Below are 25,297 nucleotides of genomic sequence, written 5' to 3'. Positions count from 1 at the left end.
TCGAATGCGCACGGACTGGCTCGCCGCCTGAAATCTTGACGTCGCCTCGCGTTTACGGACTCGCCGATGACTGGATACTTTTCAGGTAGGCGATCAGATCGGCGTTTTCGCGCGAGGACATGACGAATTCGGGCATCGCCGGGTGGGCGGTGTCGATACCCTCGGCGAAGGCCTCGGCGAGGTCTTCGATCGGATACGAAAGGCTTAACGCTCGCAGCCGGGGGGCCGCCTCATTGGGGCTGGCGCCGGTCCGGCCGACAGAGTGACAACCGGCGCATTTGGCTTGTGCGTAGGCGGCGCCCCGCGCCGTCGCCAAGGCGTCTCCGAAAAGGCCGATCTGGTCGCCGTCGGCGCGCCTGTCCGGAGCCTCGACATCAAGGCTCTTGCATCCACCCAGAGCCACAAGGGCGGCGAATAGGACGAGGCGTTTCATGGGCGGGCTCCTGGCGGGCGCCAGCCCTCCCATCTCCGCGCGATGAGATCGTTGATCCTGATCAAGGCACCCGACAGGGCGCGGTGGTTAGATCGCGGTGAACAGGATATGTCGCCATGCGCTTCGCCAGTCTGCTGGTCTATACCGATGAAGGCCCAGAGGCCCGCAGGCGGATCGCCTTGGCTGGCGAGATCGCCGGGCTTTTCCAGTCACATCTGATCGGCATGGCCGCCAGCCTGCCCCATGTCCCTCAGATCGATCCCTATGCCGGCGGGGCCATGCTGGGCGAAATGCTGGGCCTGTTCCGGGATATGGCCGAGACGGACGTCGGCCGGGCTCGGGCGCTATTCTGGGATGTGGTCGGCGAGACCGCCGATCAGGCCGAATGGCGTGGTGACGTCGGCTACCCTTCCGATCTCGTGGTTCAGGCCCTGAGAGCCGCCGATCTCGTGATCCTCGGTCGTTGCGACCCGACACGGCGCCCGGCGCGGTCGCCTGATCCGGCGGAGGTGCTGATGGCCGCGGGCCGCCCGGTCCTGATCGTGCCGCCTGCGATCGCCATCGGTCCCGTGGGGACGCCCGCCGTGATCGCCTGGAAAGACTGTCGCGAAGCCCAGAGAGCCGTCGCGGCGGCCTTGCCGCTTCTGGGCGCCTCGTCGATCGTCCACGTCATCGAGGTTTGTACGGCGGAACAGGCTGAAGACGCCCGTGACCGGGTTTCTGATGTTGCCATCTTCCTCGGTCGCCACGGCATCGTCGCCAGCGCTCAGACCGTGCAGGGCGACGGCGGCCCGAGGTCAGACCAGATCATCGCGTTCGCCGAGGACCGTGGGGCCGGGTTGATCGTCGCCGGCGGCTACGGCCATGCCCGACTGCGCGAATGGGTGATGGGCGGCGTGACCCACGGCCTGCTGGAACGGTCGCCTGTCTGCCTGTTGCTGAGCCATTGACCTGGAGCGCCTTCTCTCCGGCGGACGCTCAGCTCGCCTATGCGCTTGATCGATTGGACCAAGCCTTAACCCATGAACGACACACGGATCCGCAGCGTCGGCCATCGCGCGAAGGTCATGTCGGCCGAGGATGCGGCCCTGCTCATCGCGCCGAACACGACGGTGGGCCTCAGCGGCTTTACCGCGTCCGGCTATCCGACCGCCGTGCCGTTGGCGCTCGCCGCCCGGATCGAAGCCGAGCATTTGGCGGGGCGGCCGTTCAAACTGCGCATCTGGACGGGAGCCTCGACGGGGCCGGAGCTGGACGGCGCCCTGGCCAAGGCCGACGGGATCGAGTTCCGACTGCCCTACAATTCCGACCCCACCTGCCGCGACAAGATCAATCGCGGCCAGATGGAGTATTTCGACATGCACCTCAGCCAGGTGGCGCCCGCCGCCTGGCAAGGCATCCTCGGACCGCTCGACACGGCGATCATCCAGGTCACGGGCATCTGCGAGGACGGGTCACTGATCCCAGCCTCCTCGGTCGGCAACAACAAGACCTGGCTGGACCGGGCCGGCCAGGTGATCCTTGAGATCAACCGCTGGCAGAACCCCGAACTGCTGGGCATGCACGACATCTATTACGGCGCCGCCCTGCCGCCGAACCGTGTGCCCATCCCCCTGATCCATCCCGGCGACCGTCTCGGGGAACCCTGCTTCCGCTGCGACCCCGACAGGATCGTCGCCATCGCCGGCCACCTGCTGGAATTTCTCGAACATGAGGTCAGGAAAGGTCGCCTGCCGCCGTCGCTGCTGCCACTGCAGTCCGGCGTGGGCAACACCGCCAACGCGGTCCTTGCGGGCCTGATCGACGCGCCGTTCGACAATTTGACCGCCTATACCGAGGTGATCCAGGACGGGATGATGGCGCTGATGGACAGCGGCAAGCTGCGCCTCGCCTCATCCACGGCGCTCAGCCTCAGTCCCGACCTCAGCGAGAGCGTCAACCGGCGCATGGGTGAATACCGTGACCGGATCATCCTGCGGTCCCAGGAGATCAGCAACCACCCCGAGATCATCCGCCGCCTGGGCGTCATCGCCATGAACGGCATGATCGAGGCCGACATCTACGGCAACGTCAACTCGACACACATCATGGGTTCACGCATCCAGAACGGCATCGGCGGCTCGGGCGACTTCGCCCGCAACGCCTATATCTCGATCTTCATGAGCGCCTCGACGGCCAAGGCCGAGGCGATCTCGACCATCGTGCCCTGCGCCTCGCACGTCGATCACATCAACCAGGACGTCCAGGTCATCGTCACCGAACAGGGCCTCGCCGATCTGCGGGGCCTGTTGCCCAAACAGCGGGCCAAGGTCGTCATCGAGACCTGCGCACATCCGGTCTATCGGCCGATGCTGGCCGACTATCACCAGCGAGCGCTGGCAGGCTCATACGGACTTCAGACCCCAATGCTCCTGAACGAAGCCCTGTCCTGGCACGCGCGGTATGTGGCCACAGGGTCGATGGCGGTTTCAGGATGACGGCGCCGTCGCCGGTCCACGCGCGCATCGACGAGATCGCATCCGAAATCGTCCGCCTGCAAGGACAACGGATCAGGAGATTGTCAGACGCCGAGATGGGCTCGGCTGCCCCTGTCTCCTTGTCGGAGTCCGCCGGACACTTAAAAAGGATCGGTCGTGCGAAATGCTGTAGATCGAATAGGAGAGGATACTGTTCTGGGTGGCCGAAAGCGGTGTTCATCACCGAGATCGACTCCCTCCAGGTTAGCGTCTTGAGCGCCCAACCGTGCTTCATCAGGACGTTCGGGTTAGGTGTCCTACGGCCTCCGTCCCGAGCGCCGACAAAGGTGAGGTCCGACAGGAAGCCCGTCGTGACGTCGACCTTTCCAAAGATCGTATCCATTAGCGGAGGCGAGCCCGGAACACCCTTCCGATCCCTATCCACGACGAGCTCGCGGTCTGCCGGGCTCGGTCGCTTGCCGAGGCCGCCGAAGCCTTCGGCGCGAAAATGGAAGCCTTTGGCGCGCGCGCGGGCGATGTGTGCGCCAACCCCGACCTGAGCGATGAAGAGAAGGGGGTTCGGATCGCCCGCCTGTGGGCGGGCTACGCGCCTAATCTTTCGGCCTTCGGTGCCGTATCCCGCCAGACTTCAACTGTGGAGACGATCGTTTCGGGCGGTCTCACAGGCGCGGAAGCCTCCGGGGGCATAGGGATCGCAAGGAACAGCGCCTGGACCTCAGGAGACCCGGAGGCCGTGGTCGGCACGACCCTGCCCGTCGACTACGCCCTGTCTGAAGCGACTGACGCTCTCCGGGACGCGGTCACGGCGGTGGCAGCCGCCAGAACTCGCTTTCCCTGACGACGGGTAGACCGGTCCTCCGCCAGCCAGCCCGCGCTCGCGCAGGACCCGACGTCCTGCACAGACGGTCCACAGTCGGGGCGTGATCGGGGCACAGCGGCGGCAACGCCCAATCATAACGGCGGCTGACGGGGACTTTCAGACCCTTCGCCAATGTCAGGGTCGCCCGGTCGTTTCCAAGCTCGACCGATCGGACGGCGTGGCGCGCGACCCGCCTGCGACGCCTGCGGCTCCGATGGTGTCGCCAGCGACCAGTGGCAGGCCGATGAGAGGCAGAAGAAGTCCAGCTATTGTTACGAGATTGCGCCAGTTCGGATCCGACCGGCGCGTTCGCCAGCACAGTCGTGGCCGTCTTTGCGGGCGGGGCGGTTGACGCTTTTCGTTGCGCCACCGTCGTGTTTGAGGGCAGCCGTCGCAACCCTGTTGGCGAGCGACAAGGTTTCCGCCGCGATCGATCACAGCCGGCTGTAGATGTTCGTGCGATCGAAGGTCCCAGTATCGGCGACATGTCAAATCGCTTCGCGGACACTCTCGCGCGGGGGCGGGCAGAGGGTTTTGTGTCCAGGCCGTATTCACGAAACCAAGCCGCCGATTCGAACGCTCCGCGCTGACGACGTCGAAATACGATGACGCCTCCGGAGAGCGAAGAGCTGAACGAGCCTTCCCGTTGGATTGGGTCGTGCAGTTGCGATTGGGTTGTTGCGAGTGAATTGCATGTCGTATAGGCGTCGCCCATTGGGGATGTCCAACATGTCTCTTCGTCGCCTGCACCCTCGCCGTGATGTGGAAACCGCCGATCGGCAGTTGCTTCGGATGGTGCGTGGACGTTTGCGGAGCCTTCATGATGCTGAGGATGTGGTTCAGGACAGTTGGCTGCGCGCTGCGGTGGCGGCGGAAGCGGCGAATCCGCCGCCGATCCGCAATCTCCAGGCCTATCTTTTCCGCATCGCCCGAAACTTGATCATCGATCATCGCCGTCGTGCGGCGGCGCGACCCCTCGTCGAGGTCGAAGAGGCTGTGTTGCTTCAGGCGGCGGATCCGGCGCCGACGCCCGAGGCGGCGGTCATCACGCGCGACGATTTGCATCGCATGAACCGCATCATGGCCGCCATGCCGGCCAGGCCTCGCGAGGTGTTTCGTCTCGCGCGTGTGGAGGGGCTGAGTTACGCCGACATCGGTCGTCGACTGGGGTTGTCGCGCCAGACCGTGCATCAGCACATGGTCCGCGCCCTTCTGGCGCTCCAGTTAGCGACGCACGCCGATTTCGACGCTGAAACCTGACGATCGGCGGGGGCATCCGTCTGACCCTATGAAGGCCGTGACTGCCGCCGTCGGGGAGACGTCTTGAAAGACCGTCACATCACCGGACTGACGCCCGCCATGGAGGCGGCGACCGAATGGTTCGTGCGCCTGCACGCCTCGCCCAAGGACGAGGCGGCGCGCCCGGCCTTCGAAACCTGGCGGGCGGCCGATCCGTCCCACGCCGCCGCCTATGCGCGGATCCAGCGTCTGTGGGGCGCGTCGGCCCATCTGCCGGCTCTTGTCGAAGCCGGCGTCGAGCCTGATCGCCGGGCCTTTCTCGCAGGCATGGCGGGTGTCGGCGGGGGCGTGTTGATGCTGGCGGGCGCCGGACGGCTGGCGCTGGGGCCTCATCCCTTTTCGGACTACAGGACCGGCGCAGGCGAGACAGCGACGATAGCCGTCAAGGACGGGGTTCGGGTGACGCTCTCGACCGCCAGCGCCCTGGGCGTGGAGCGGGGGGCGGATCGACATCGACTGCGTCTGCTGGAGGGTGAGGCGTGGGTTCAGACGAGGGCCGGCCGGCCGGCGCCGCTCGTGGTCGCGGCGCTCGGCGGGGCCGTTCATGTCAGGGGTGAAGCCGCCTTCGGTCTGCGCGTCCTGAATGGAATGGCGCGGCTGGGGGTCGCGTCCGGATCGGTCGACCTGGTTATCGGCGGCCGCCCTGGGCGGCTGACGGCCGGACAGGCGACGAATTTCCGCCGGCGAGGGTTCAGGGCCGCGGCGCCCTTCGATCCCTCGGAATTCGCCTGGCGCGAGGGACAACTGGTCTTCGTGAACCAGCCTCTGACGGCGGTGCTGGCGGCGCTGGATCGCTGGAACGGGACCCGGACCTGGATTCGCGACGGCGATCTGGCGCGCCAGCCGGTTACGCTGTTCGGCCGCACAACGGAGTCGGGACAGGCCGTGCAACGTCTGGCACAGGCGGCGGCTTTCACGATCGAACGACTGGGCGCCCTGATTGTCGTTCAACCCAGATAAAAATAATAATCATTCGCACTGACATCAGGAGGGCGTCTGCGTCTTTCGAGGCAGGGGCGGCGCGATGGGCGCGCTCAGGTCAACGAGGCGAAGATGAAGGCGAATCGGAACGTGCGGCGGTCGGCGGCGCTCGTATTTCTGATGGCGTCCAGCGGGATGGCGACGGTGATCGCGGCCGGACAAGCTCAGGCCCAGACCCAGACCCAGTCCATGGCGACCTATGCGATCCCGGCCCAACCGTTGGGCGGCGCCCTGGCCGCGTTCAGTCGCACGACCGGGATCAGCGTCGTGTATGGCGACCTCATCCCCGACGTCCGCTCGGCCGGAGTGTCGGGACGGATGACGGCCGCCGAGGCCCTGTCGCGGCTGTTGGCGGGCGGCGGCCTGTCGTTTCGGTTCATCAGCGCCGATACGGTTCGCCTGGAGCGCGCCGCTTCGGCGACGCCGGACGCCCTTCAGTCGGGCGCAATTCAGCTGGGCGCCGTGCGGGTGGAAGGCGCTTCCGGCGCGCAGGGGGCGATCTCGGGCGATGGGCTGTCGGATGACGCGGTGTCCACCACAGCGGCCGCGGTCGAACATATCGGTGCGGACCGGATCGACCGATATCGCGGCTCCAGTCCGGCGGACATCTTTCGCGGAACGCCGGGCGTCATGTCCGGCGAGGCCCGGAACGGCGCGGGCGCGATCGATCTGAACATCCGGGGCCTGCAAGGCTTCGGTCGCGTCACGACCACCATCGACGGCGCGGAGAACGCCGTCACCATCTATCAGGGCTATCAGGGCGTCTCGAACCGGACCTTCGTAGATCCCGATCTGATCGCCAGCGTCGATATCGCCAAAGGCGCCAACGCGGCCAGTTTCGGCAATGCGGGTTCGGTCGCGATCCGCACCGTGGACGCCGCCGACATCGTGAAGGATGGGGAAACCTGGGCCCTCAGGATGCGCGGCGGGTTGCGGACCAACACGTCCGATCCGATGGCGGGCGCCGTCAGCGGCTATCGCTACATCTCCGGTCGCGGCGTGGCAGAGCCTTCCCCGACCGGCATGGATCGGCCCGACGCGCTGGAGCCGACCGATGGGTGGGGCAGTCTTGTCGGGGCCTTCCGAGGCGACGCCCTCGATGTCCTGGCCGGCTACACCTGGCGTCAGCAGGGCAATTATCACGCCGGGGCGCACGGCCCGACGGCCGACCCCGTGAACATCGGCGACACCCGGGCCCCCTGGGGCGGCGCCCAGTCCAACACCATGATCAATGCGGGGCTGCTGAACTTCCGATCGGGCGAAGAGGTGCTGAACACCCAGTTGGAAACTCAATCCTGGCTGGCCAAGGCGACGGCGCGCTTTGGCGACGGTCAAAGCCTGCAGATGGGCTACACGGGCTTTCGCAGCGAGGCGGGGGACCGCATCGCCTCGCGTCTGACGAGCAGGACGGGGCAGGCGACCCAGCAGGCGCAGACGGCCGGGACGGCCCTGGACACCTATACCGCCCGCTATCGATGGACCCCGTCCGACAGCGACCGGATCGACCTGAAGGCCAATCTCTACTGGTCGCATCTGGAACTGCGCAATCCGGTGCGGGGCGGGCGTCTGCTTACCGCCGCCGATCTAGGTCTGGATCCCAATTTCCGGATCGGCTCGGACAGCGACCTGTGGGGCGCCGAAATCAGCAACCAGACCCGGCTCTTCCCGCCGCAGGGCGATCTCCGGCTGAACTATGGCCTCTCCTATCGCGCGGAGGACACCCGCGGCAGCCGTCACGCCGACATCCTGGAGGGATGGAACACGCCCAGGAACGGCGCGCGTCAGGAAATCGCCGGCTTCCTCAAGTCCGACTTTTCGCCCCGCGACTGGCTGACCGTCGAAGGCGGCCTTCGCTACACGCACTTCTGGTCCGAGGATCGCGTCGATCCCTATGAACGCGCTCAGGTCCAGGGGAACCGGGTGCGTCTGGGGTTCAAGAAGGACGAAGGGGGGGTCAGTCCGTCATTGGGACTGATCATGACGCCCTTGGATGGTCTGCAGGCCTATGTGCGATATTCCAGCACGCTGCGCGCGCCCGCGCTGACCGAGACGGTTTCGGCCTTCAACAGCTTCGTCGCCAACACCGGCATCCGCCCCGAGCGGTCCCGCAACTGGGATCTCGGCGCCAGCTACAGCCGCGACAGTCTGCTGGCGCGCGGAGACAGGGGCCAGGTCAAGTTCGGCTACTTCAACTGGGCGGTGGACGACTACATCGCGCGAAATGTGCGCCCCGACACCTTGAGCTTGAACATCGAGAACATCGACAGCGCGCGCTTCGAAGGTCTGGAGCTGAGCGGACGCTATCAGAGCGGAGGCTTCACCGCCGATCTTGCGACCAACTACTATCTGAAGGTCGAATACTGCCGAACGGCCGACACCTGCGGCGCCAAGTCGTTGTACGGCGACTATGCGACCAACCATGTGCCGCCGGAATATGTGATCGACCTCTCGGTGTCGCAGGCCCTGCTGCGGAACCGTCTGACGTTGGGCGGGCGGGTGCAACATACCGGCCCGCGCGCGATCGGCCACGGCGATGTCACGGCCCAGGGCGCCGGCCAGTTCATCGCGCTGATCGATTGGGAGCCGTACACGCTGACGGACCTGTTCGCCGACTATCGCCTGACGCAGGACCTGACGTTCAGCGCCAGGGTCGAGAACCTGTTCGATCGCTTCTACGCCGATCCTTTGAGCCTGGTGGCGCAGCCTGGACCGGGGCGCACCTTCACTTTCAGTCTGACGCGCCGTTTCGGAGGGGCTCAGCCCCTGGGTCGGCTGTCGGAGGATTGGGGGCGAGGCGAGATCACGCGCGACTGGACCGGCTTCCATCTCGGCGCCCTAACCGGCGGGCAAGGCGTCTCGATCAAGGGAGAGACGACCAACATCGACGGGCCGGTCAATCCCGCCGCCGCGCGGGAATCCGCGGACGCGCACGCTCAGAGCGGGCTGTTCGGCCTGGAGGTCGGCTATAATCGGCAACTGGCGAACCGCTGGGTGGTCGGCCTGGAGTTGGAGGCCGCACGAACCTGGCTCCACGCCGGGCGCAAGCTTCTATCGGTCGATCCGGGTCTGGCCGCCCAAGGCTGGCGCGAGGCGGCGACAGATTACACGGTGGACTGGACGGCGGGCGTCAACGCCCGGCTCGGCTACGCCTTCGGGGACCGGTTCATGCTGTTCGGCCTGGGGGGGCTGGCGCTGGCGCGCGAGGTCGAAGGCCGCGACCAATATCGATCAACCTCGGCCGATCAGCAGAATCCGCTGGGTCGCGAAACCGGCGTCGCCTTCGTTGAGCGCGTGGATCATGTCCGCAAGGGATTCACGGTCGGCTTCGGGGGGGACTATGCGCTGAGCGATCGGTGGTCCCTGCGGGCGGATTATCGCTACACCCATTTCGGCGCCGAGGAATTCCGTTTCGAGAAGGCGACGCGCGGCACGGGGCTGAACTACACGGTCACAACGGCCATTCAGGTCGGCACGGAAGTTCTTCCGCCCTTCCTCGATCCCGGCGACCCCCTTTGCGCCGAGTACCCGGCGTACTGCGAAACGTCGGAGTATCCCATCTATCGCTACGAGAACACGAACTACACCGGCACATCGACCATCGCAGAAGGACGGCGGGCGTCGAACGAGATGGATGTTCACGCCTTCCGGCTGGGCCTGAGCTATCGATTCTGAGGCCCTGCGATGACCGACGTTCAATCCTTATCGCGCGCCTTGACGCTCAAGGCCCTGACCCGCGAGAGCCACGATCAGCTCGACGCCTACATCACCGGCGTGGCGTCGTTCCAGACCCTCGAGGCCTATGGGCGGTTTCTGAGGGTCCAGCATCGGTTCCACAGGGACATCGACGCCGTTTACGCCGATGCGGCGCTGGCGGCGGCTCTGCCCGGCCTGAAGGAGCGACGGCGCTTGCCGTCCATCCTCCGGGACATGGCTGACCTGGGGCTGGCGCCGCCTCGCATCGACGTCCCGCCGCTGTTCGGGCCCGGCGCGACCCTGAACGTCGCGCACGCCCTGGGCTGGCTCTATGTGGCGGAAGGGTCGAACATGGGCGCGGCCCTGTTGCGCAAGCAGGCCGCGCGGCTCGGCCTGTCCGACGAACACGGCGCGCGACATCTTGCGCCCGCGCCGGAAGGACCGGCGGCGCATTGGCGAAGCTTTACGACCGCGCTCGACGCCGTGAGACTGCCCGCACGCGCCGAGCCGCGCGTGATCGAGGGAGCCGAGGCCGCGTTCAGACAGGTTCACGCCTATGCCGTCGAACATCTTGGCTGACCCGTCCAAATCCGATCGGGACGCGCGCCCATCGCCCTGGCGTGCCCTCTGGTTCGCACTCGGGGCGTTCTGGCTGATGGTCGGCGTCGTCGGCGTGTTCGTGCCCCTGTTGCCCACCACCGGCCCGCTGATCGCCGCCTTGGCCTGTTTCGCGCGGTCGTCGCCTCGCTTGGAGGTCTGGCTGCTGACCCATCCGCGGTTCGGCCCCAGCCTGCGCGCCTGGCGCGAGCAGGGGGCGGTGCCTCGGATCGGGAAGGTCGCCGCCGGCCTGGGCGTCGCCCTGGGATTCGGTCTGTTCTGGCTGCTGGCGCGGCCCGGCCTGCTGTTCGGCGTCTGCGTCGGGGCCGTGCTGATGCTTTGCGCCGCCTATGTCGTCAGCCGCCCGGCGCCGAGGCGGGGAGGGCCGCGCGATGGCGTTTGATGGCCGCGATCCCAGGCCGCCGGTCTTGGTTCGATCGGGGGCGCCCACACGCACTCGCGGCCGGCGTTGGGTCGCGGGTTTCGGCCTTTCCGCGATCGTGCATGGACTGCCCCTGCTCGTTTTCGCCGGATACTGGGCCAGTCGTCCGCCGCCACCGCCGGCGCCTGCGCCGGTCTTCGAGGTGGAACTGGTCCGGTTCCAGGCGCCGCCCCAACCGCCGTCGGAGCAACCGCCCGGACCCGAGCAGACCGAAGCCACGGCCAGACCGCCCCTGCCTCGACCTCTCGTGACGCCGCATCTGGCCGCCGCGCCGCCGCCCGACGTCGAACCCTTGGCGGTTCCGCCGCCGGCGCCGCTCGTCGCGCCCGCCTCGCCCCGACCGCCCGCGCCGGAAACGACCGCACCGCCCAGCCGGCCGGCGGCGCCTGCGCGCCTTCCGGCCTCATCGCCGTCCTGGGAGGGACGGCTCCTGGCGCATCTCGAACGTCGCAAACGCTATCCGGCCGAGGCGCGCGCCGCTGGGCAGGAAGGGGTCGCGAGCGTGCGGTTCACCCTGGACCGGAGGGGGCGCGTCCTATCCGCCGTCCTGGCCCAGCGCTCGGGCCACGCCGCACTGGACCGCGAGGCGGTCGCCCTTATCCAGCGCGCGCAGCCCCTGCCTGTCCCCCCGGACAGCGTCCCCGGCGACCCGATCGTCCTCACCGTGCCGGTGGAATTTTTCGCGAGGCGTCGGTGAGATCAGACGAACTCACAATCCGTATTCCGGTGATCGTTCGATGGTTGAGGTGTTGTAACCGGACGCGGTTCCACACACCGCTTAGATAGCGCGCATCTTCCGTCTCCGCGACGCAAGCAAGTCATGCAGCGCTTTCGGCAGAGACCGAACTCGCCGAATGGCGCTCGCTGACCGCATGAAGAGCGGGCGGGTAGGTCGTCCAAGGGGTTCACCTGACACTCCACCGCACCCTGCTTCCAGCCTGAGTGGGTGTGATGTTATTACACTTACTCGGGTAGGCGCCATGGGTTATTTGGTGTCAATGGGAACCGCGGTTCCATCGCTGCTGAGAGGTTCGACGTCTGCGGCATACGCTCAGCAATGCAACGCTGAGAATGCGTCCGCCGTCGCCGTCGGTCGGTGCGGGGAGATGCGCGGCGCCCGCGCCCGCCTGTTCTTCGCCAACCAAGGCGCGGACGACCCGGCCGTCATCGCCGCCGCGGACGGCGCGCTGATCATGAAGGTTGGCTGTATGCGAGGGCGCGCTCAGCGTTGCCTATGCTCTCCGCAAAGATCAGGACATGTCGCAACTCTCCAGGCGGGCACGGTGACCGGGGTGGACGGCGTCAATTATGCAGTGCTGGACGACCTGCAGCTTGGCGCCTTCTACCAGACCATCGCCGTCGATCCGACGACAAACGCCGTCTATGTGACCAACAGCACGCGGGGCTTGCCGCGCAACGCCCCTGCCGGCGCCCCTGTCCTGGTCGATCCGGTCGGCGACATCGTCACCCTGATCCGGCCCTGATGATGAGCCGGGCGGCGGTCGCATCTTCGCTGGACTGGAACGGCGCTACGGGCGGCGCTGGGTCGAGAACCAGGACCGGCTGGACCGGATGCTGGAGCCCTATGACGCGGCCCTGGCGCGCGCCGCCGCGCCGGCCATGGGGGACCGTGTGCTGGACGTCGGCTGCGGGGCCGGGGCGACGACTTTCGACATGGCCGCGCGTCGGTCCGTCCGGCCGTGTCGTGGGACTGGACATCTCGGCGCCCCTGATCGGACGCGCCTTGAACCTCACCGCATCACAAGGCGGCAAGGCGGTGGAGGTCCGTCTCGCCGACGCCGCCCAGGCGACGTTCACACCCGCCTTCGACCGGATCGTCTCGCGTTTCGGCGTGATGTTCTTCGACGATGCGGTCGCGGCCTTCGCCAATCTGCGCCGCGCGCTGAAGCCGGACGGGCGGCTGGTCTTCGTCTGCTGGCGCGGCGCGGCCGAGAACGATTGGACCCGCCTGCCGATGGCGGCCATTCGCGACTTCGTGCCGGCGCCGGCCCCGGACGATCCTGAGGCGCCCGGACCCTTCTCGTTCGGCGAACGCGATCGGATCGCGCGCATTCTTATCGACGCCGGCTATGCCGATATCGACATCCGCCCGTTCGACAGTCCGGTTCAGTTCGGCGTGGGCGGCACGGCCGACGCCGCGCTGGATGATGCGGTCGATCATGCGATCCGCGTCGGGCCGCTGGAGCGGGCGTTGAGGGGAGTTTCGGATGCGGTGAGGACTCAGGCCTTGGCGAAGGTGCGCCTGGCCTTCGCCGGGAAAGTCCGTCCCGATGGCGTCTGGATCGACGGCGCCGCCTGGATCGTCAGTGCGCGCCACACCCCAGTGCGTCCGTCATAGCGCACGTCGTGCGCCAATGACCGGGGTTCGGCTGCACGCAGGTTCGACCCGGACGCGCACCTGCTAGGCGTCGACCAAGACTGAGGAGGTTACGGCCTGGGCCGGTGCGCCCTTTATCCGCCCCCCGGCCGTTCGCCAGCATCAAGATTCGATCTGACACGAAGCTGGCGGCCTGCAGATCGTGCAGCGCCATCACAACCACCGCCGCGTTCTCGCGCGCATAGTCGCGGACCAGGCGGAACACCTCCAACTGATGCCGCAGATCCAGGGCGCTGGTCGGTTCGACCAGCAGATGGGCGCATGGCTGGCGCACCACGGCCTGGGCCGGACCCGTGATCCGGCCCAGGCCGCCCAACAGAGAATCCAGGCGCTTCAGCGCCAGTTCGACCGCCTGCCCCGCTCCAGCGCCGCCAGAGCGCGGAGCTCGGCCTGGGCCGATCCAGCGGTAGACGGAGAGGTGTCCTGCGCTGCGATCACCGTCTTCAGCACCGTGGGGCCGACGTCCTCCGACAAGGTCTGGGGCATGCAAGCGACTTCGCGCGCCCGCTCGGCGATGGACATCCGGTTCGGGCCCATCGCGTCCAGCATGACCTGTTCGTCGCCGACGCCGGACGGTTCGTTGCACCCCGGCGCACCGCCGCAGTGCAAAGGGGGACGAGCGGAAAGCTGCGTGCCGAAGCGCGCGGCCTCACCCTCTGGACAATCTTTTCGGTGGCGAAAAAATATGTGCCCAACGCCATCCTGGCCTGTGCCGACGACCCCCGCGCGGGTTTATGCAACATCGCGCTGGGCAAGCCTCAGCAGAACGGTTGCAACGCGAGCTTCAACGGCCTGCTGCGCGACGGACTGCTGAACGAGACGCTGTTGCGATCCCTGCCGCACGCCCGTGCCGTCCTCGAAGCTTGGCGAAGCGACCATACCGAACCCGGCCGCACTCGAAGCGGTGTTGACTGACGCCGCAGGCTTACGCCCGTAGATTGTCTCCGCCTGGCAAATCACCTGTTCAGCACGCTGGACGAGTGTCCGAGAGCGCGGCGAAAGCTCCCGCCGACCCACGCGCCTTCGTCTCTGTGACCAACGTGCCCATGCTTCACACCACTGTAGCCGGGCATTTGGAAGTTGATCAGATCGCCGATGACCGAGCGGACCTCGCCAGCGACTTGGTCAAGCTTCCCCGAGAAGTGGAAGCAGAGGTGGAGGCAGGCATCAAACTCGCACAGGAAGAAGCCGTACGTGAGGCGTTGCAGGCGACAATCCCTTTCGTCGCTACACGGTGATTCCGAGAGAGCCAAGGCCGGAGCGGCGACTGCCGTCGGGCTAGAGAAGGTCATCAGTCCTAGTCGCTTATGCCGCCACTGTTTTCTGCAGCCTGGCGTGAATCTGTATTTGTGAATGAACCTGACCGGGTCTGATCTGGATGCCTTCCGCGGCATGACGCAACGGATCCTCTCTACGATCAACTCCGCTTGCCCAATGGTCGCCGCATGGCGCTTCTTTGTAACCCGGACGCAGACGGCAACCAGCGCCGAACCTGCCAGCAGGTCGAGGGTCGGTTGCTGCCTGCAAAGGCTGTTTCGGCGATTGGGAGACCCCACCTCCAAATTTGATGATCAGGGCATCCATCGCATCTGGCCGTGGGCGTTAGGCAAGAGCGTCCCCGTGCCCAGGGGAAACGGCTCGGCGAGGGCTGCGCCGGTGCTGAACGTGATGGCCCTAAGTTGCGGTCGATCGGCGCGGCGTAGCTCCAGACCCCAGTCGAATCCCCGAAACGCCGCGCCGTCGGTCGTGTCTTGGCGGCTTAGGCCCGCCCGCGTCAGCTGCTCGGCGAGCCGATCGAAGGTGTTAGGGGTCACGTCGAGGGACAGCTCGACGATGTCGAAGAGGCCCTGGCCTTGCGCCGCCCGAGCAGCGAGGATATCGGCGCGGGCCGTCCGCGGTGGCTCCGCGACGTCACCCGCCTGCCAGGCATGGAACTGCGGCAGATAGACCATGGCCCAGACGGCGAGATGGTCACCGGTGGCGGTCTCGTCGCACTGGATCGCATCGTACCAAGGAATGGGGGGCTCGACGCGCCCATAGGTCACGGGCGTGCGTCTGAACCCGTTCGGACAGGCTAATCGCCAAGCGGCGTCGAGAGCGTCGAAGTCCGTCCGGTCGTCATGGCCGATGGCAAGCCCGACCTTGCCAACGGGTTCTCCAAAACGATTGTTCGGCGCAAAGATTTCCAGATAGGTCTGCCGCCCACGGAAGAAGACCCGATCCGCGCCGGGAGCGGGAGGCGCGTAGTCAGGCAGGCCCTTGTCGGTGCGCCCCAGAAGCGCGGCGAGCGCCGTGCTGTCTCGGATGGCGGCGAAGGTCTCGGCGTCCACGACGACAAAGACATGGTTCAGCGCCGCGGCCTCTCTAGTCGGCGAGACGCCGACGTCGGGCTTGAAAGCCTCGGCCGCAGCGACCGGCGCGGTCGTCAGGGCGATCAGGCTGGCGGCAAACGGGACGAAGCGCATCCTACCACCGCCGGCTTAGCGTCAGGCGCGCGGTGCGTGGGGCTTGCGGATAGATCTGGGAGAAGCCGCCGGTGATGAAGATCGTCTCGTCGGTGACATTGTCGATGTTCAGTCGCACCTCGTAACCGTGGCCAAATCCGTAGGCGGCGTTCAGATCCAGTCGAGTGTAGCCCGGCAGATCGAGATTGTTGCTGGTGGTGGCCGCCTGACTGGAGGCGTGGAAGACGCCGCCGCCGATTGTCAGCCCGATTAGGGAACCGTCGAACGCCCACGAGGTCCACAGGGCGGCCTGATGATCCGGAACGCCGGCCAGCCGGTTTCCGACGATGAAGGTGTTGGTGTCCTCGGCGATCTCGCTGTCGCTGTAGGCATAGGAGGCGACGAGGGTCCAGGGATTGAGCGGTCGCGCCGATACTTCCGCCTCCACGCCTCGCACGCGAATTTCACCGGCCTGGATGACGAGATTGAAGTCGTTGGGATCGGAGACCACGGCGTCGGTTTTGGTGATCTCGAAGGCTGACAGGGTCATTTCGGCCCGGCCGTTGAACGCCAGCGCCTTGGTTCCAAGCTCGAACTGCTCGCCGTGCGTGGGCTTGGGCGTCAGACCGCTTTCGAGCAGGCCGGCGTCGCCCTCGTTGCGCGAGGACCGGGCCCAGCTGCCATAGATCGACCAGTCCGGCGTGACCAGATAGGTCAGGCCGGCCCGGGGAGAGAAGGGGCGGTCGGTGCGGCTGACGCCCGGATCGACGAAGTCGGCTGTGAAAGCGTAGGTTTCGACGTCCTCCAGTCGCCCACCCAACAGCAGGCGCCAATTGTTCCAGGCGATCTCGTCCTGAACATAGAAGCCGGTCGAGGTGTAGTCATAGTGGCTGTCGCCGACCGGGAGGTAGCTTGTCGGACGGCCGGTGCGGACGGGATTTAGAAGATCGATGGGCTGGCCGTAGGCGATCTGCCCATTCAGGAACGAGAGTTCATCCCGGCTGTGGTCGATGCCGATCAGCAGGCGGTGAGTGAGGGGACCGGTGACGATCCGACCATAGAGCTCGGCCTGCAGGGTCAGATCGTCCTGGGTCTCGTCGTAGCTGACGAAGCTGCGGTTGACGGTCGTTCCGGACAGAGGCGGGAAGCCGTAGTTGAAGAACTGTTCCTCCGGCACGTCCACGGCCGAGACGAAGCCGCCCAGGCGCAGGCGCCAATCGGCGTTGAGACGGTGATTGAACTCCAGGCCGGCGACCCACTGCTCCTTCTCGATCAGCATGAAGTCTTCGCCGTAGTTTCGGCTGACCGGCTGATCGAGGAAGGCGGCGTTGTTGCCGAAGCCGCGGTCGAAAGCGGCGTCGCGCTGGAGATATTCGAGCCGGGCCAGCAGACTGGTTTCGGCGTCCGGACGCCATTCCACGACGGGCGAGACGTAGAGTTGCTCGTTATCGACCAGGTCGCGGTAGCTGCCCGCGTTCTCATAGCCGACGTTGAGGCGCGCCAGCACCATGCCATCGGCGGTGATCGGCGCGTTCACGTCCAGGCCGCCGCGCCAGTAGTCGTGCGAACCGCCGACCACGAAGGCCTCGCCGCCCGACCAGCCATAGGGTCTCTTGGAGACGAAGTTGACCACGCCGCCCGGTTCGAAGCGGCCATAGAGCGCCGATGCCGGGCCTTTCAGCACCTCAATGCTCTCGACGCCCTGCAGGTCGATCTCCGGTTGGCTGACCGACTGGCGAAAACCGTCGCGTAGGGTCGAGATGTTCTGGAAGCCGCGTATGCGGAAGCGCTGGTTGCCCGAGAAGCCGATGGTGCGCTGCACGCCGCTGACGGTCTCGGCGGCTTCACCAATGTTCGAGACGTTTCGCAGGTCCAACAGCTCCCGCGTCACGATGTTGATCGTGAACGGCGTTTCCAGAACCGGGGTCCCGGTCTTGGTCGCGGTCTCGCCTGGGACGCGGCCGAGCGGGCGGCCAAAGACGGTGACGGCGTCCAACTCGACGGCGTCGTCGTCGGCAGTGGTGATCGGAGCGTCCTGCGCCAACGCCGGCGCGGCGAGAAGGGCGGCGAGGCCGGACGTGGCAAACAGCAGTTTCATAGAATTCCCCCGAACAAAATGATCGGGCTTGTTATGCTATAACGTTGCGTTTAGTCACCCCCGAGGATTGATTTTTCTGTGCCGCGCGCGCGGGAGGCGGCGAGACATGCTGAGACGATCATTTCTGCTCACCGCTGGCGCATCGGCGCTCTCAGCCTGTTCGGAGGGTCGGGATGTGCCGGCGGTCAAGGGCGGCGCCAGCGGGACGGCGATTCCACTCAGACATGCCCGCTATCTCAAACTCGAGCGCTACGACGGTTACACGGTGGCGCGACTACGGGCGCCGGTGGCCGACCAGAGCGGCGGCCAGGCGCAGGAGCAGGAGGCTGTGCTGGTCCTGGCGCCGCGCGCCGGGCCGGAGCCGAGCCTGCCCGCCGCGTTGCGGCACGCCACCCTGATCCGGACGCCTGTGATGCGGATCGCCGCCAACGCCAGTTCGGACGAGGCCTTCCTGGGCCAACTCGGCGTCAACGACCGGCTGGTGGCGGTGGGCGGTCGGGTGTCTTTCGACGACGATGTGCGGCGTGGCGTCATCGAGGGCCGCATTGGCCAGATCGGCTATAACTGGCATGCCCCGCCCAATCTTGACGTTCTGCTGGCCGCCCGGCCGGACGTCTTCCTGATGCGGCTGTCCGACCTCGCCCATACCCCGGTGCTGGATCGGGCCCGGCGTCTCGGCCTGATCGTGGCGCCGACCTTCGCCGAAGACGAACCTACCTATCTCGGACGCGCCGAGTGGGTCCGCCTGCATGGCCTCCTGACCGGGCGGGAGGCCGAAGCTGATCGCCTGTTCGACCAGATCGAGACGCGGGCCCAGGTGCTCAAAGCCGCCGCCACCGTGCGCCCGCCCGTGCCGACGCTGTGGGCCTATCCGGCTGGCGGAGATCGCTGGGTCGCCACCGTCCGAGGGGCGGAACAGGCGTATCTGGCCGACGCCGGCGGGCGCAACCTGCTGGTTCGGCCGGAAGACCCGCGCAAATGGTCGTCCGAAACCCTGGCCACGGAACAAATACTTCCGGTGGCGGACCAGGCGCAGGTCTGGATCGTCGGCGACCTGCACGCAGCCCCGCCGCGCAGCACCTTGGTGGAGGGCGTCTCGCCAGCTTTCCGCGCCGGACGATTGTTCGCCAACACCGGGCGCAGCAATCTCTCGGCTAACGCCTATGATTGGTACCAGACCGCCTTTGTGCGGCCCGACTGGGTTCTGGCGGACTTCGTAAAGGCGCTTCATCCGGATTTGGTCAGCGAACCCTTTCGCTTCCTCAAGCCAATCGCTCGGGGCGCCTATCGATGACCGCCTTCGCGCGGTCCGCGCTTGTTGGCGGGCTGGCCCTCGTCCTCCTGGTCGTGATCCTGGCCAGCCTGATGATCGGTCAGGTCATGCTCAGCCCGGGAGAGGTGCTGTCCGGCCTGGGTTCGATCGGATCGGGGTCGATGGAATCGCGCATCGTCGTTGATCTGCGCCTGCCTCGGGTCCTGGCGGCCGTGATCGGCGGCGCGGCCCTGGGCCTCGCCGGTTTGTTGATGCAAACCCTGTTCCGCAATCCGCTGGCCGACGCCTGGTCGCTTGGCCTGATGGCGGGAGGGCAGTTCGGCGCAGCCCTGGTCATCGTCGCCGGCGCTGTCGTCGGCCCCGGCTTCCTGATGATGCTGACCGGGTTGGCCGGACTGGGGGTCGTCGCAGGATCGGTTCTGGGCACGCTCGGCGTGGCCGTGGCCATGAGCGCCATGGCGCGCCGCGTGGGCACGGTCACCCTGTTGGTGTTGGGACTGATGCTGGGCTTCCTCGCCCAAGGTCTGATCAGCGTCTTGCTGCACTTCACAAACCGCAGCCAGGGCCGAGTCTTCGCCGCCTGGAACGACGCCACCTTCGCCAATGTGGTCTGGGGCGACTTCGCCACCCTGGCGCCCTTGCTGGCCATAGGGATGATCGGCGCTGTCGTGCTGGCCAAGCCACTGACGGCTCTCCTTCTGGGCGACGTCTATGCGGAGAGCCTCGGCGTCAACGTGCCCCGGCTCAGGCGATTGGTGCTGGGGACGACGATCCTGCTCGCCGCCCCCGTGACGGCCTTTTGTGGTCCCGTGGCCTTTGTCGGCCTGATCGTGCCGCATCTGGCGCGCGGCCTGATCGGGTCGGCGCGGATCGGCGCCCTGATCCCGGCGACGGCCCTGATCGGGGCCGTGCTGGCCCTCGCAGCGGATCTGGTCGTTCATCTGCCGTGGGAGCAGCATTTCCTGCACCTCAACGCGATCCTGGCGCTGATCGGCGCCCCGCTGGTCATCCTGCTCCTGCTGAAGTCGCGCAGTCTGCGCGGAGGGGAGGGCTGATGTACGCAATAGATCGTCTTCAGATCGGATACGGGAAAAACGTCCTCTCGACGCTTGAGCAGGTTGTCGTCGAACCCGGCGAGTTCATCTGCCTTCTGGGGCGAAACGGCCAAGGCAAGTCCACCCTGCTGCGGACGTTGGGAGGCTTCATTCCCGCGGTCGATGGCGAGGCTCGTCTGGATGGCCGGCCGGTGCGCCAGTGGTCCGCCGCCGAGCGGGCGCGAAAGGTCGCCGTGGTTCTGACCGACAGGCCACAGGTCGGCGCGTTGCGGGTTCATGAACTCGTCGAGATGGGGCGGCAGCCCTACACCGGCTGGACCGGTTCGCTATCGGAAGAGGATCGCGAAATCTGCGTCGGGGCCCTGGAGCAGGTTGAGGGCGAGCATTTACGCGACCGCTTCGTCGACAGCCTGTCGGACGGCGAACGACAGCGGATCATGATCGCAAGGGGTTTAGCCCAACGGCCGCAGGTGATGTTGCTCGACGAGATCACGGCCTTCCTGGACCTACCGAGTCGGGTGACCATCATGGCGACCCTCCGTCGGATCGCGCACGAAACGGGCGTCTCGATCCTCCTTTCCAGCCATGACCTGGAGCTGTCGCTCAGCACGGCGGACCGAATCTGGCTGCTGCCGGGCGAAGGTCGTTTCGTCGATGGCGCGCCCGAGGATGTGGCCTTGTCGGGCGCCATCGGCACGGCGTTCGATCAGGCCAACGTGGCGTTCTCGATGACGAGCGGCCGGTTCGAAACGCGTGGGACCAGCCGTGGAAGTGTTTTTGTCGAGGCCGAAGAGCCTGCGGCGGTCTGGCTGGGACGCGCCGCTAAACGCATGGGCTTAGGGATTAGCGCCTCAGCAGCAGGAGCCGACTTCGTTATCCGTCATTCCTCGCAGGGCTATGAGATCGATGGTCAGACCTATCTGACGATCCGTTCCTTGAACAAAGCGCTCACCCATCGATGAGGATAGGGCGCTCACAAAGTCGCCTGTCGGAATTGATCGACAGCACCGCTCTATCCCGGCTCAATGTAGCTGCTGAGGCCTTTGGCGGGATAAGACCGAAGCTCGGTCCGGCGCACAAGCCTCATCAGTCAGGGCATGATCGCTACTGAAACCTGCCTAGGAACCGTTCCACCGGGCCAGGAAATCGGCGGCTTGAAGACCGACCTGTTCCGGCGTCTGCCCTGGCTTGAAAACGGCCGAGCCGATGCCGAAGCCGGAGGCGCCGGCTGAGCGCCAGGCGGACATGCTGTCGGGATCGACGCCGCCGACGGGATAGATGCGGGTTTCGGCGGGCAGGACGGCGCGGACGGCCTTGAGGCCTTTGGGGCCGGCGACCTCGGCGGGGAAGAGCTTCAGCGCGTCGGCGCCGGCGTCCAGGGCGGCGAAAGCCTCGGACGGGGTGAAGAAGCCGGGCAGGGACAGCAAACTCAGGGTCTTGGTCTCGGCGATCACCTCGACGTTGGTGTTGGGCGAGATGATCAGCTGGCCGCCGGCCTCTGCGACTTCGCGCGCTGCTGCGACGTTCAGCACAGTGCCGGCGCCGACCAAGGCGCGGCCGTCCAAGGCCTGGCGCAGGCGGCGGATGCTTTCCAGCGGCTCGGGCGAATTCAGCGGCACTTCCAGGCATCGGAAACCGGCGGCGACGATAGCCTCGCCGATCTCGACCGCTTCTTCCGGTTTCAGGCCGCGCAGGATGGCGATTAGCGGCAGGGCGTCCAGGCTTTCAATGGAAACAGGGATCATCGGTGTGCGGCCTCGTGAATGCGCCACAGACCCTTGGCCGTGGCGGCGGCGCCGTCCGCGATACGGACGTCTTGGAAACCGCCCTGCGCCAGGGCGGCGGCGTAGCGGCGGCTCAGGGCCTCGGCGCCGAGCAGGATGACGGGGCGGTGGTTGGCGTCAGCTTGGGCCGCGACCTCGGCCCCGATCAGCAGGCCGGATAGATAGTCGGCCGAGGATGCCGCTGAAAGGCGTCCGGCCAAACCTTCAACCCGCACTGAGAACAGGGCGGCGGTTAGGGCTGGGTCGCGCAATGATCGCTCGACACCAGCGGCGAAGGCGTCGTCGTCCACGCCGGGATCACCCATGCCGGCGCCAAGGATTGTGCCCTTGCGGATTGCGGCGAACAGTTCGCCGGTCATGAAGGTGCGGAAATCCGCGACCCGGCCGCCAGCGGTGCGGATCCATTTGCTGTGGGTGCCGGGGCCGACGACGACGGCGTCATCGGGCGCATCCAAACCAAAAACCTGGGTCTCCTCGCCGCGGATCACGTCCTGAAGGCGGCCGTCCTCGAACACGGCGACCCCGGGCACGATGGAGACGTGGGGCGCGTCGTCGGGACTGGCCACGCCTCTCGCCAGATCGGCGACGCCGGCGGGGCAGGGCAGATAAGCCATTTCACGCCACCGGCCCCGCGCCCCGGCCATGCCGCTGATCAGGACGGGCAGGCGGTCGTCCAGCCAGTCGCCCGCGACCTCGGTCAGCACGCCGTGGAACTCGTTCGGCGCAAGGCCGCCGGCGCCGCGCGGGTCGGAGCGGCTGTCCAGCACCGCGCCGCCCTGGGCGATCCGCATGACGCGAAGATTGCTGGTGCCCCAATCGACCCCGATCAGTTCGGTCGCTGCACTCACCTCACCACCAGATCGAATAGACCAGGATCAGGAAGGCGATCACGCCGACCGCCGCCAGGTTGAAGCCCAGCGAGGTCTTGTAGCTGATCTTGTCCAGCTTGATCTTCATGGCGTCAGGCTTGGCCGGGACCAGCAGGGACACGATCACCGCTGCGATCAGCGAGACGACGAAGACGACGCCGACCCGGTTCATGAAGGGGAAGATGAACTGACCGGTTTCCTGCAACCACCAGAAGATGGCCGACAGGACGACAGAGCCGATGGCGGCGGTCAGGGCGCCGGCTTCGGAGGCCCGCTTCCAGAACAGGCCCAGCATGAAGATGACCACGATGCCGGGAGTGAAGAAGCCGGTGAATTCCTGGATGAACTGGAACGCCTGATCGAAGCCGCCCAGCAGAGGACGGGCGGTCAGGATGCCGATGATGACGGCGGCCACGGCGGCGATGCGGCCGACCGTGACCAGCTGATGCTCGGGCGTGTCCTTCTTGATCTTGGCGTAGAGGTCCAGGGTGAAGATGGTCGAGATCGAGTTCACCTTGGACGCCAGCGAGGCGATGATGGCGGCGATCAGGGCCGCGAAGACCAGTCCCTTCAGACCCACCGGCAGCAGGTTCATCATTGTCGGATAGGCCTGATCCGGCGCCGACAGATTGGGGGCCAGGATCAGCGCCGCCATGCCCGGCAGCACCACGATCACCGGCATCAGCAGTTTCAGATAGGCGGCGAAGGCGATGCCCTTCTGGGCTTCCGGCAGCGACTTGGCCGCCAAGGCGCGCTGGATGATATACTGGTTGAAGCCCCAGTAGCTGATGTTCATGACCCATAGGCCGCCCAGCAGGACGGCGATGCCCGGCAGCTCCTGATAGTGGGGGTTGTCCTTGGACAGGATCATGTCGAACTTGTCCGGGAACTGGGTGATAAGGGTATGGAAGCCCGCCGCCGCTCCGCCCGCGCCGCCGATCGTCGACAGGGCGATGAAGCCTATGATCAGGCCGCCGCAGACCAGCAGGGCCACCTGCACGATGTCTGTCAGGGCCACGGCCTTCAACCCGCCCCACAGCTGATAGGCCAGGGCGAAGACACCGATGGCGACGATGGCGTAGTCCTGGTTGAAGCCTGTGACGGTGTGCACCGCGATGGCGCCCAGCCACAGGATCGAGGTCACGTTCACGAAGACGTAGAGCAGCAGCCAAAAGACGGCCATCACATTGCGGATCGTCGGCCCGTACCGCTGCTGCAGAAACTGCGGCATCGTCACGATCTCGTTGCGCAGGAAGATCGGCAGGAAGAACTTGCCGACGATCAGCAGGGTCAGGGCTGCCATCCACTCATAGGAGGCGATGCCCAAGCCGATCACATAGCCGGATCCGCTCATCCCGATGATCTGTTCGGCCGAGATATTGGCCGCGATCAGGGAAGCGCCGATGGCCCACCAGGGCAGGCTCTTGGACGCCATGAAATAGTCTGTGGATGTCTTCTGCTCGCCCGCCTTGCTGCGCGACACCCACTGGGCCAGGCCAAAGATGAAGATGGCGTAGATCGCCAGAATCGCCAGATCGATGCCTGCGAGCGACATGGTGCACTTCCCCCAATGCAGCTCCTTAGCCGAGCTTGGACCAAACCCTAGTCGAGGCGTCAGACTGTCGCAATGTGTTTTTATATGTGCGTAGAGATTTCACCCGCAGTAATGTAATGTCATTGCCATCGATTGCTTCACCGTGCTGCGCGCCACCCTTATTTGGGGCGTTCATCAGAGAACCTTCATGACCGACCAAGACGCCGCCGACGACCGCAAATACCGCGCTCCGGCTCTGGAAAAGGGTCTGGACGTACTGGAACTGCTCTCGTCCCAAGGCGAGGCGATGACGCCGTCTCAGATGTCTGTGACCCTCGGGCGCTCGGTCAGCGAACTGTTTCGCATGATCCAGGTATTGGAGTTTCGCGGCTATATCGAACAGTCTTCCGAAGGCTATCGTCTGACCAATCGGCTGTTCACCTTGGGCATGACCCAGGCTCCGATAAAGTCACTGGTCGATGTGGCGATGCCGGCGATGCGAGACCTCGCGTCGAACACGCTGCAATCCTGTCACCTTGTCGTGCCGTCCGGCGACCAGATCGTGGTCATCGCCCGAATCGAGAGCCCCGGCGACCTCGGCTATTCCGTCCGCATCGGCTATCGGCGCAGCATCCTGCACGCCACATCTGGTCTGATGTTCTATTCGCGCGCCAACGAGCGAGCGCGGATGCAACTGCACGCCGTCCTCGCCGCGCAGTTCGGAGCATCAGAAGTCGATGATTTCGCCCACCGCGCGGTGGCGATGACGCAAGGCGATCACGTCGAGCGCGCCAGCGATTTCGTGAAGGGGGTTACGGACCTGGTGGCGCCGATCATGGGGTCCGACGGCATTATCGCCACCCTGATCACCCCCTTCATCGAGCAGGCGGCGTCCTCGAGCAGCAAGGAGGAGGCTGCGGCGTTGCTGGTTCAAACCGCGGCGGCGATCTCGGATCAAATGAGCGCCGTCTCCCAAGCTTGATTTTTGTTGACGGCAACGACTTTCATTTGTGAAAAGACCTGATGGCCGTCCAGACGGTCGTCCGTCGAGAAAGCGTCGT

At 66.2% G+C, this 25,297-nt stretch carries 25 protein-coding genes; 17 read left to right on the top strand and 8 right to left on the bottom strand.

Translation table 11 applies throughout. The features are described 5' to 3' along the window. Positions 1–52: 52 nt before the first annotated feature. Complete coding sequence (locus BVE01S_RS07195; protein ID WP_084375334.1) at positions 53–433, bottom strand: c-type cytochrome; 381 nt, start codon at positions 431–433, stop codon at positions 53–55. Positions 434–549: 116 nt separating this feature from the next. On the opposite strand from BVE01S_RS07195, the gene BVE01S_RS07190 reads away from it, so the two are divergent. The 11 genes from BVE01S_RS07190 to BVE01S_RS07140 all read left to right on the top strand — a co-directional run bounded on the left by BVE01S_RS07190 (position 550) and on the right by BVE01S_RS07140 (position 13,140). Continuing rightward, complete coding sequence (locus tag BVE01S_RS07190) at positions 550–1,383, top strand: universal stress protein (protein ID WP_066626033.1); 834 nt, start codon at positions 550–552, stop codon at positions 1,381–1,383. Between the two features lie 72 nt (positions 1,384–1,455). Beyond that, the gene (locus BVE01S_RS07185) at positions 1,456–2,910 is read left to right on the top strand and encodes an acetyl-CoA hydrolase/transferase C-terminal domain-containing protein (RefSeq protein WP_066626031.1); all 1,455 of its coding nucleotides are present in this window, start codon (positions 1,456–1,458) and stop codon (positions 2,908–2,910) included. A gap of 487 nt (positions 2,911–3,397) precedes the next feature. After that, positions 3,398–3,748 carry a hypothetical protein gene (locus tag BVE01S_RS07180; protein ID WP_066626029.1) on the top strand — a complete coding sequence of 117 codons (351 nt, stop codon included), beginning with the start codon at positions 3,398–3,400 and terminating at the stop codon, positions 3,746–3,748. 750 nt (positions 3,749–4,498) lie between these two features. Then, entirely contained in the window at positions 4,499–5,029 is a 531-nt protein-coding gene (locus BVE01S_RS07175) for an RNA polymerase sigma factor (RefSeq protein ID WP_066626190.1), read from the top strand. Between the two features lie 63 nt (positions 5,030–5,092). Next, positions 5,093–6,028, top strand: coding sequence for a FecR family protein (locus BVE01S_RS07170; RefSeq protein ID WP_066626027.1), 936 nt, complete (start codon positions 5,093–5,095; stop codon positions 6,026–6,028). A gap of 93 nt (positions 6,029–6,121) precedes the next feature. Then, positions 6,122–9,721, top strand: a complete 3,600-nt coding sequence (locus BVE01S_RS07165; RefSeq protein ID WP_066626024.1) for a TonB-dependent receptor domain-containing protein — start codon at positions 6,122–6,124, stop codon at positions 9,719–9,721. Between the two features lie 9 nt (positions 9,722–9,730). Continuing rightward, positions 9,731–10,321, top strand: a complete 591-nt coding sequence (locus BVE01S_RS07160) for a biliverdin-producing heme oxygenase (protein ID WP_066626022.1) — start codon at positions 9,731–9,733, stop codon at positions 10,319–10,321. After that, positions 10,299–10,742 (top strand): YbaN family protein, encoded by a 444-nt coding sequence (locus tag BVE01S_RS07155; protein WP_084375332.1) that lies wholly within the window; start codon positions 10,299–10,301, stop codon positions 10,740–10,742. Before BVE01S_RS07160 ends, BVE01S_RS07155 begins: the two co-directional genes overlap by 23 nt. Next, positions 10,732–11,478 carry an energy transducer TonB gene (locus BVE01S_RS07150; protein ID WP_066626020.1) on the top strand — a complete coding sequence of 249 codons (747 nt, stop codon included), beginning with the start codon at positions 10,732–10,734 and terminating at the stop codon, positions 11,476–11,478. Before BVE01S_RS07155 ends, BVE01S_RS07150 begins: the two co-directional genes overlap by 11 nt. Before the next feature lie 409 nt (positions 11,479–11,887). Beyond that, a complete protein-coding gene (locus BVE01S_RS07145) occupies positions 11,888–12,265 on the top strand; it encodes a YncE family protein (protein ID WP_066626018.1) in 378 nt (125 codons plus the stop codon). Beyond that, a complete protein-coding gene (locus BVE01S_RS07140) occupies positions 12,265–13,140 on the top strand; it encodes a class I SAM-dependent methyltransferase (RefSeq protein WP_306301762.1) in 876 nt (291 codons plus the stop codon). The genes BVE01S_RS07145 and BVE01S_RS07140 overlap by 1 nt, the downstream gene beginning before the upstream one ends. On the opposite strand, the gene BVE01S_RS07135 is transcribed toward BVE01S_RS07140, so the two are convergent. Both BVE01S_RS07135 and BVE01S_RS17020 read right to left on the bottom strand, forming a co-directional pair. After that, positions 13,106–13,495 (bottom strand): ATP-binding cassette domain-containing protein, encoded by a 390-nt coding sequence (locus BVE01S_RS07135; protein ID WP_066626016.1) that lies wholly within the window; start codon positions 13,493–13,495, stop codon positions 13,106–13,108. The two genes, BVE01S_RS07140 and BVE01S_RS07135, sit on opposite strands and share 35 nt — an antisense overlap. 17 nt (positions 13,496–13,512) lie before the next feature. Beyond that, complete coding sequence (locus BVE01S_RS17020; protein WP_066626010.1) at positions 13,513–13,728, bottom strand: hypothetical protein; 216 nt, start codon at positions 13,726–13,728, stop codon at positions 13,513–13,515. Between the two features lie 123 nt (positions 13,729–13,851). Between BVE01S_RS17020 and BVE01S_RS17015 the strand changes: the two genes are divergently transcribed. Both BVE01S_RS17015 and BVE01S_RS16760 read left to right on the top strand, forming a co-directional pair. After that, a complete protein-coding gene (locus tag BVE01S_RS17015) occupies positions 13,852–14,094 on the top strand; it encodes an integrase core domain-containing protein (RefSeq protein ID WP_066626006.1) in 243 nt (80 codons plus the stop codon). Between the two features lie 131 nt (positions 14,095–14,225). Beyond that, a complete protein-coding gene (locus tag BVE01S_RS16760; protein ID WP_157076442.1) occupies positions 14,226–14,417 on the top strand; it encodes a hypothetical protein in 192 nt (63 codons plus the stop codon). A 333-nt stretch (positions 14,418–14,750) separates the two neighbouring features. Here BVE01S_RS16760 and BVE01S_RS07115 read toward each other — a convergent pair whose 3' ends face one another. Both BVE01S_RS07115 and BVE01S_RS07110 read right to left on the bottom strand, forming a co-directional pair. Next, entirely contained in the window at positions 14,751–15,644 is an 894-nt protein-coding gene (locus BVE01S_RS07115) for a DUF5829 family protein (RefSeq protein ID WP_066626002.1), read from the bottom strand. Between the two features lies 1 nt (position 15,645). Beyond that, the gene (locus tag BVE01S_RS07110) at positions 15,646–17,721 is read right to left on the bottom strand and encodes a TonB-dependent siderophore receptor (RefSeq protein ID WP_066626000.1); all 2,076 of its coding nucleotides are present in this window, start codon (positions 17,719–17,721) and stop codon (positions 15,646–15,648) included. Positions 17,722–17,827: 106 nt separating this feature from the next. On the opposite strand from BVE01S_RS07110, the gene BVE01S_RS07105 reads away from it, so the two are divergent. From BVE01S_RS07105 to BVE01S_RS07095, 3 genes are read left to right on the top strand one after another with little or no spacing between them, the layout of a single operon-like run. Next, the gene (locus BVE01S_RS07105) at positions 17,828–19,015 is read left to right on the top strand and encodes an ABC transporter substrate-binding protein (protein WP_084375330.1); all 1,188 of its coding nucleotides are present in this window, start codon (positions 17,828–17,830) and stop codon (positions 19,013–19,015) included. After that, positions 19,012–20,049: a FecCD family ABC transporter permease gene (locus BVE01S_RS07100; protein ID WP_066625995.1), complete on the top strand. Its 1,038-nt coding sequence runs from the start codon at positions 19,012–19,014 to the stop codon at positions 20,047–20,049. The genes BVE01S_RS07105 and BVE01S_RS07100 overlap by 4 nt, the downstream gene beginning before the upstream one ends. Continuing rightward, positions 20,049–21,011, top strand: coding sequence for an ABC transporter ATP-binding protein (locus tag BVE01S_RS07095; protein ID WP_066625992.1), 963 nt, complete (start codon positions 20,049–20,051; stop codon positions 21,009–21,011). Before BVE01S_RS07100 ends, BVE01S_RS07095 begins: the two co-directional genes overlap by 1 nt. A gap of 156 nt (positions 21,012–21,167) precedes the next feature. Here the strand turns inward: BVE01S_RS07095 and BVE01S_RS07090 are convergent, their stop codons facing one another. From BVE01S_RS07090 to BVE01S_RS07080, 3 genes are read right to left on the bottom strand one after another with little or no spacing between them, the layout of a single operon-like run. Continuing rightward, positions 21,168–21,794 (bottom strand): 2-dehydro-3-deoxy-6-phosphogalactonate aldolase, encoded by a 627-nt coding sequence (locus BVE01S_RS07090; RefSeq protein WP_066625989.1) that lies wholly within the window; start codon positions 21,792–21,794, stop codon positions 21,168–21,170. After that, entirely contained in the window at positions 21,791–22,681 is an 891-nt protein-coding gene (locus BVE01S_RS07085) for a 2-dehydro-3-deoxygalactonokinase (protein WP_066625987.1), read from the bottom strand. The genes BVE01S_RS07090 and BVE01S_RS07085 overlap by 4 nt, the downstream gene beginning before the upstream one ends. A gap of 1 nt (position 22,682) precedes the next feature. After that, the gene (locus tag BVE01S_RS07080; RefSeq protein WP_066625985.1) at positions 22,683–24,257 is read right to left on the bottom strand and encodes a sodium/sugar symporter; all 1,575 of its coding nucleotides are present in this window, start codon (positions 24,255–24,257) and stop codon (positions 22,683–22,685) included. A 187-nt stretch (positions 24,258–24,444) separates the two neighbouring features. Here BVE01S_RS07080 and BVE01S_RS07075 point away from each other — a divergent pair, with 187 nt between their 5' ends. After that, positions 24,445–25,218: an IclR family transcriptional regulator gene (locus BVE01S_RS07075; protein WP_066626185.1), complete on the top strand. Its 774-nt coding sequence runs from the start codon at positions 24,445–24,447 to the stop codon at positions 25,216–25,218. Positions 25,219–25,297: the final 79 nt, after the last annotated feature.

This window comes from Brevundimonas vesicularis NBRC 12165, assembly GCF_001592205.1.
Taxonomy (GTDB): domain Bacteria; phylum Pseudomonadota; class Alphaproteobacteria; order Caulobacterales; family Caulobacteraceae; genus Brevundimonas; species Brevundimonas vesicularis.
This window is presented reverse-complemented; position numbering and strand designations above follow the sequence as displayed.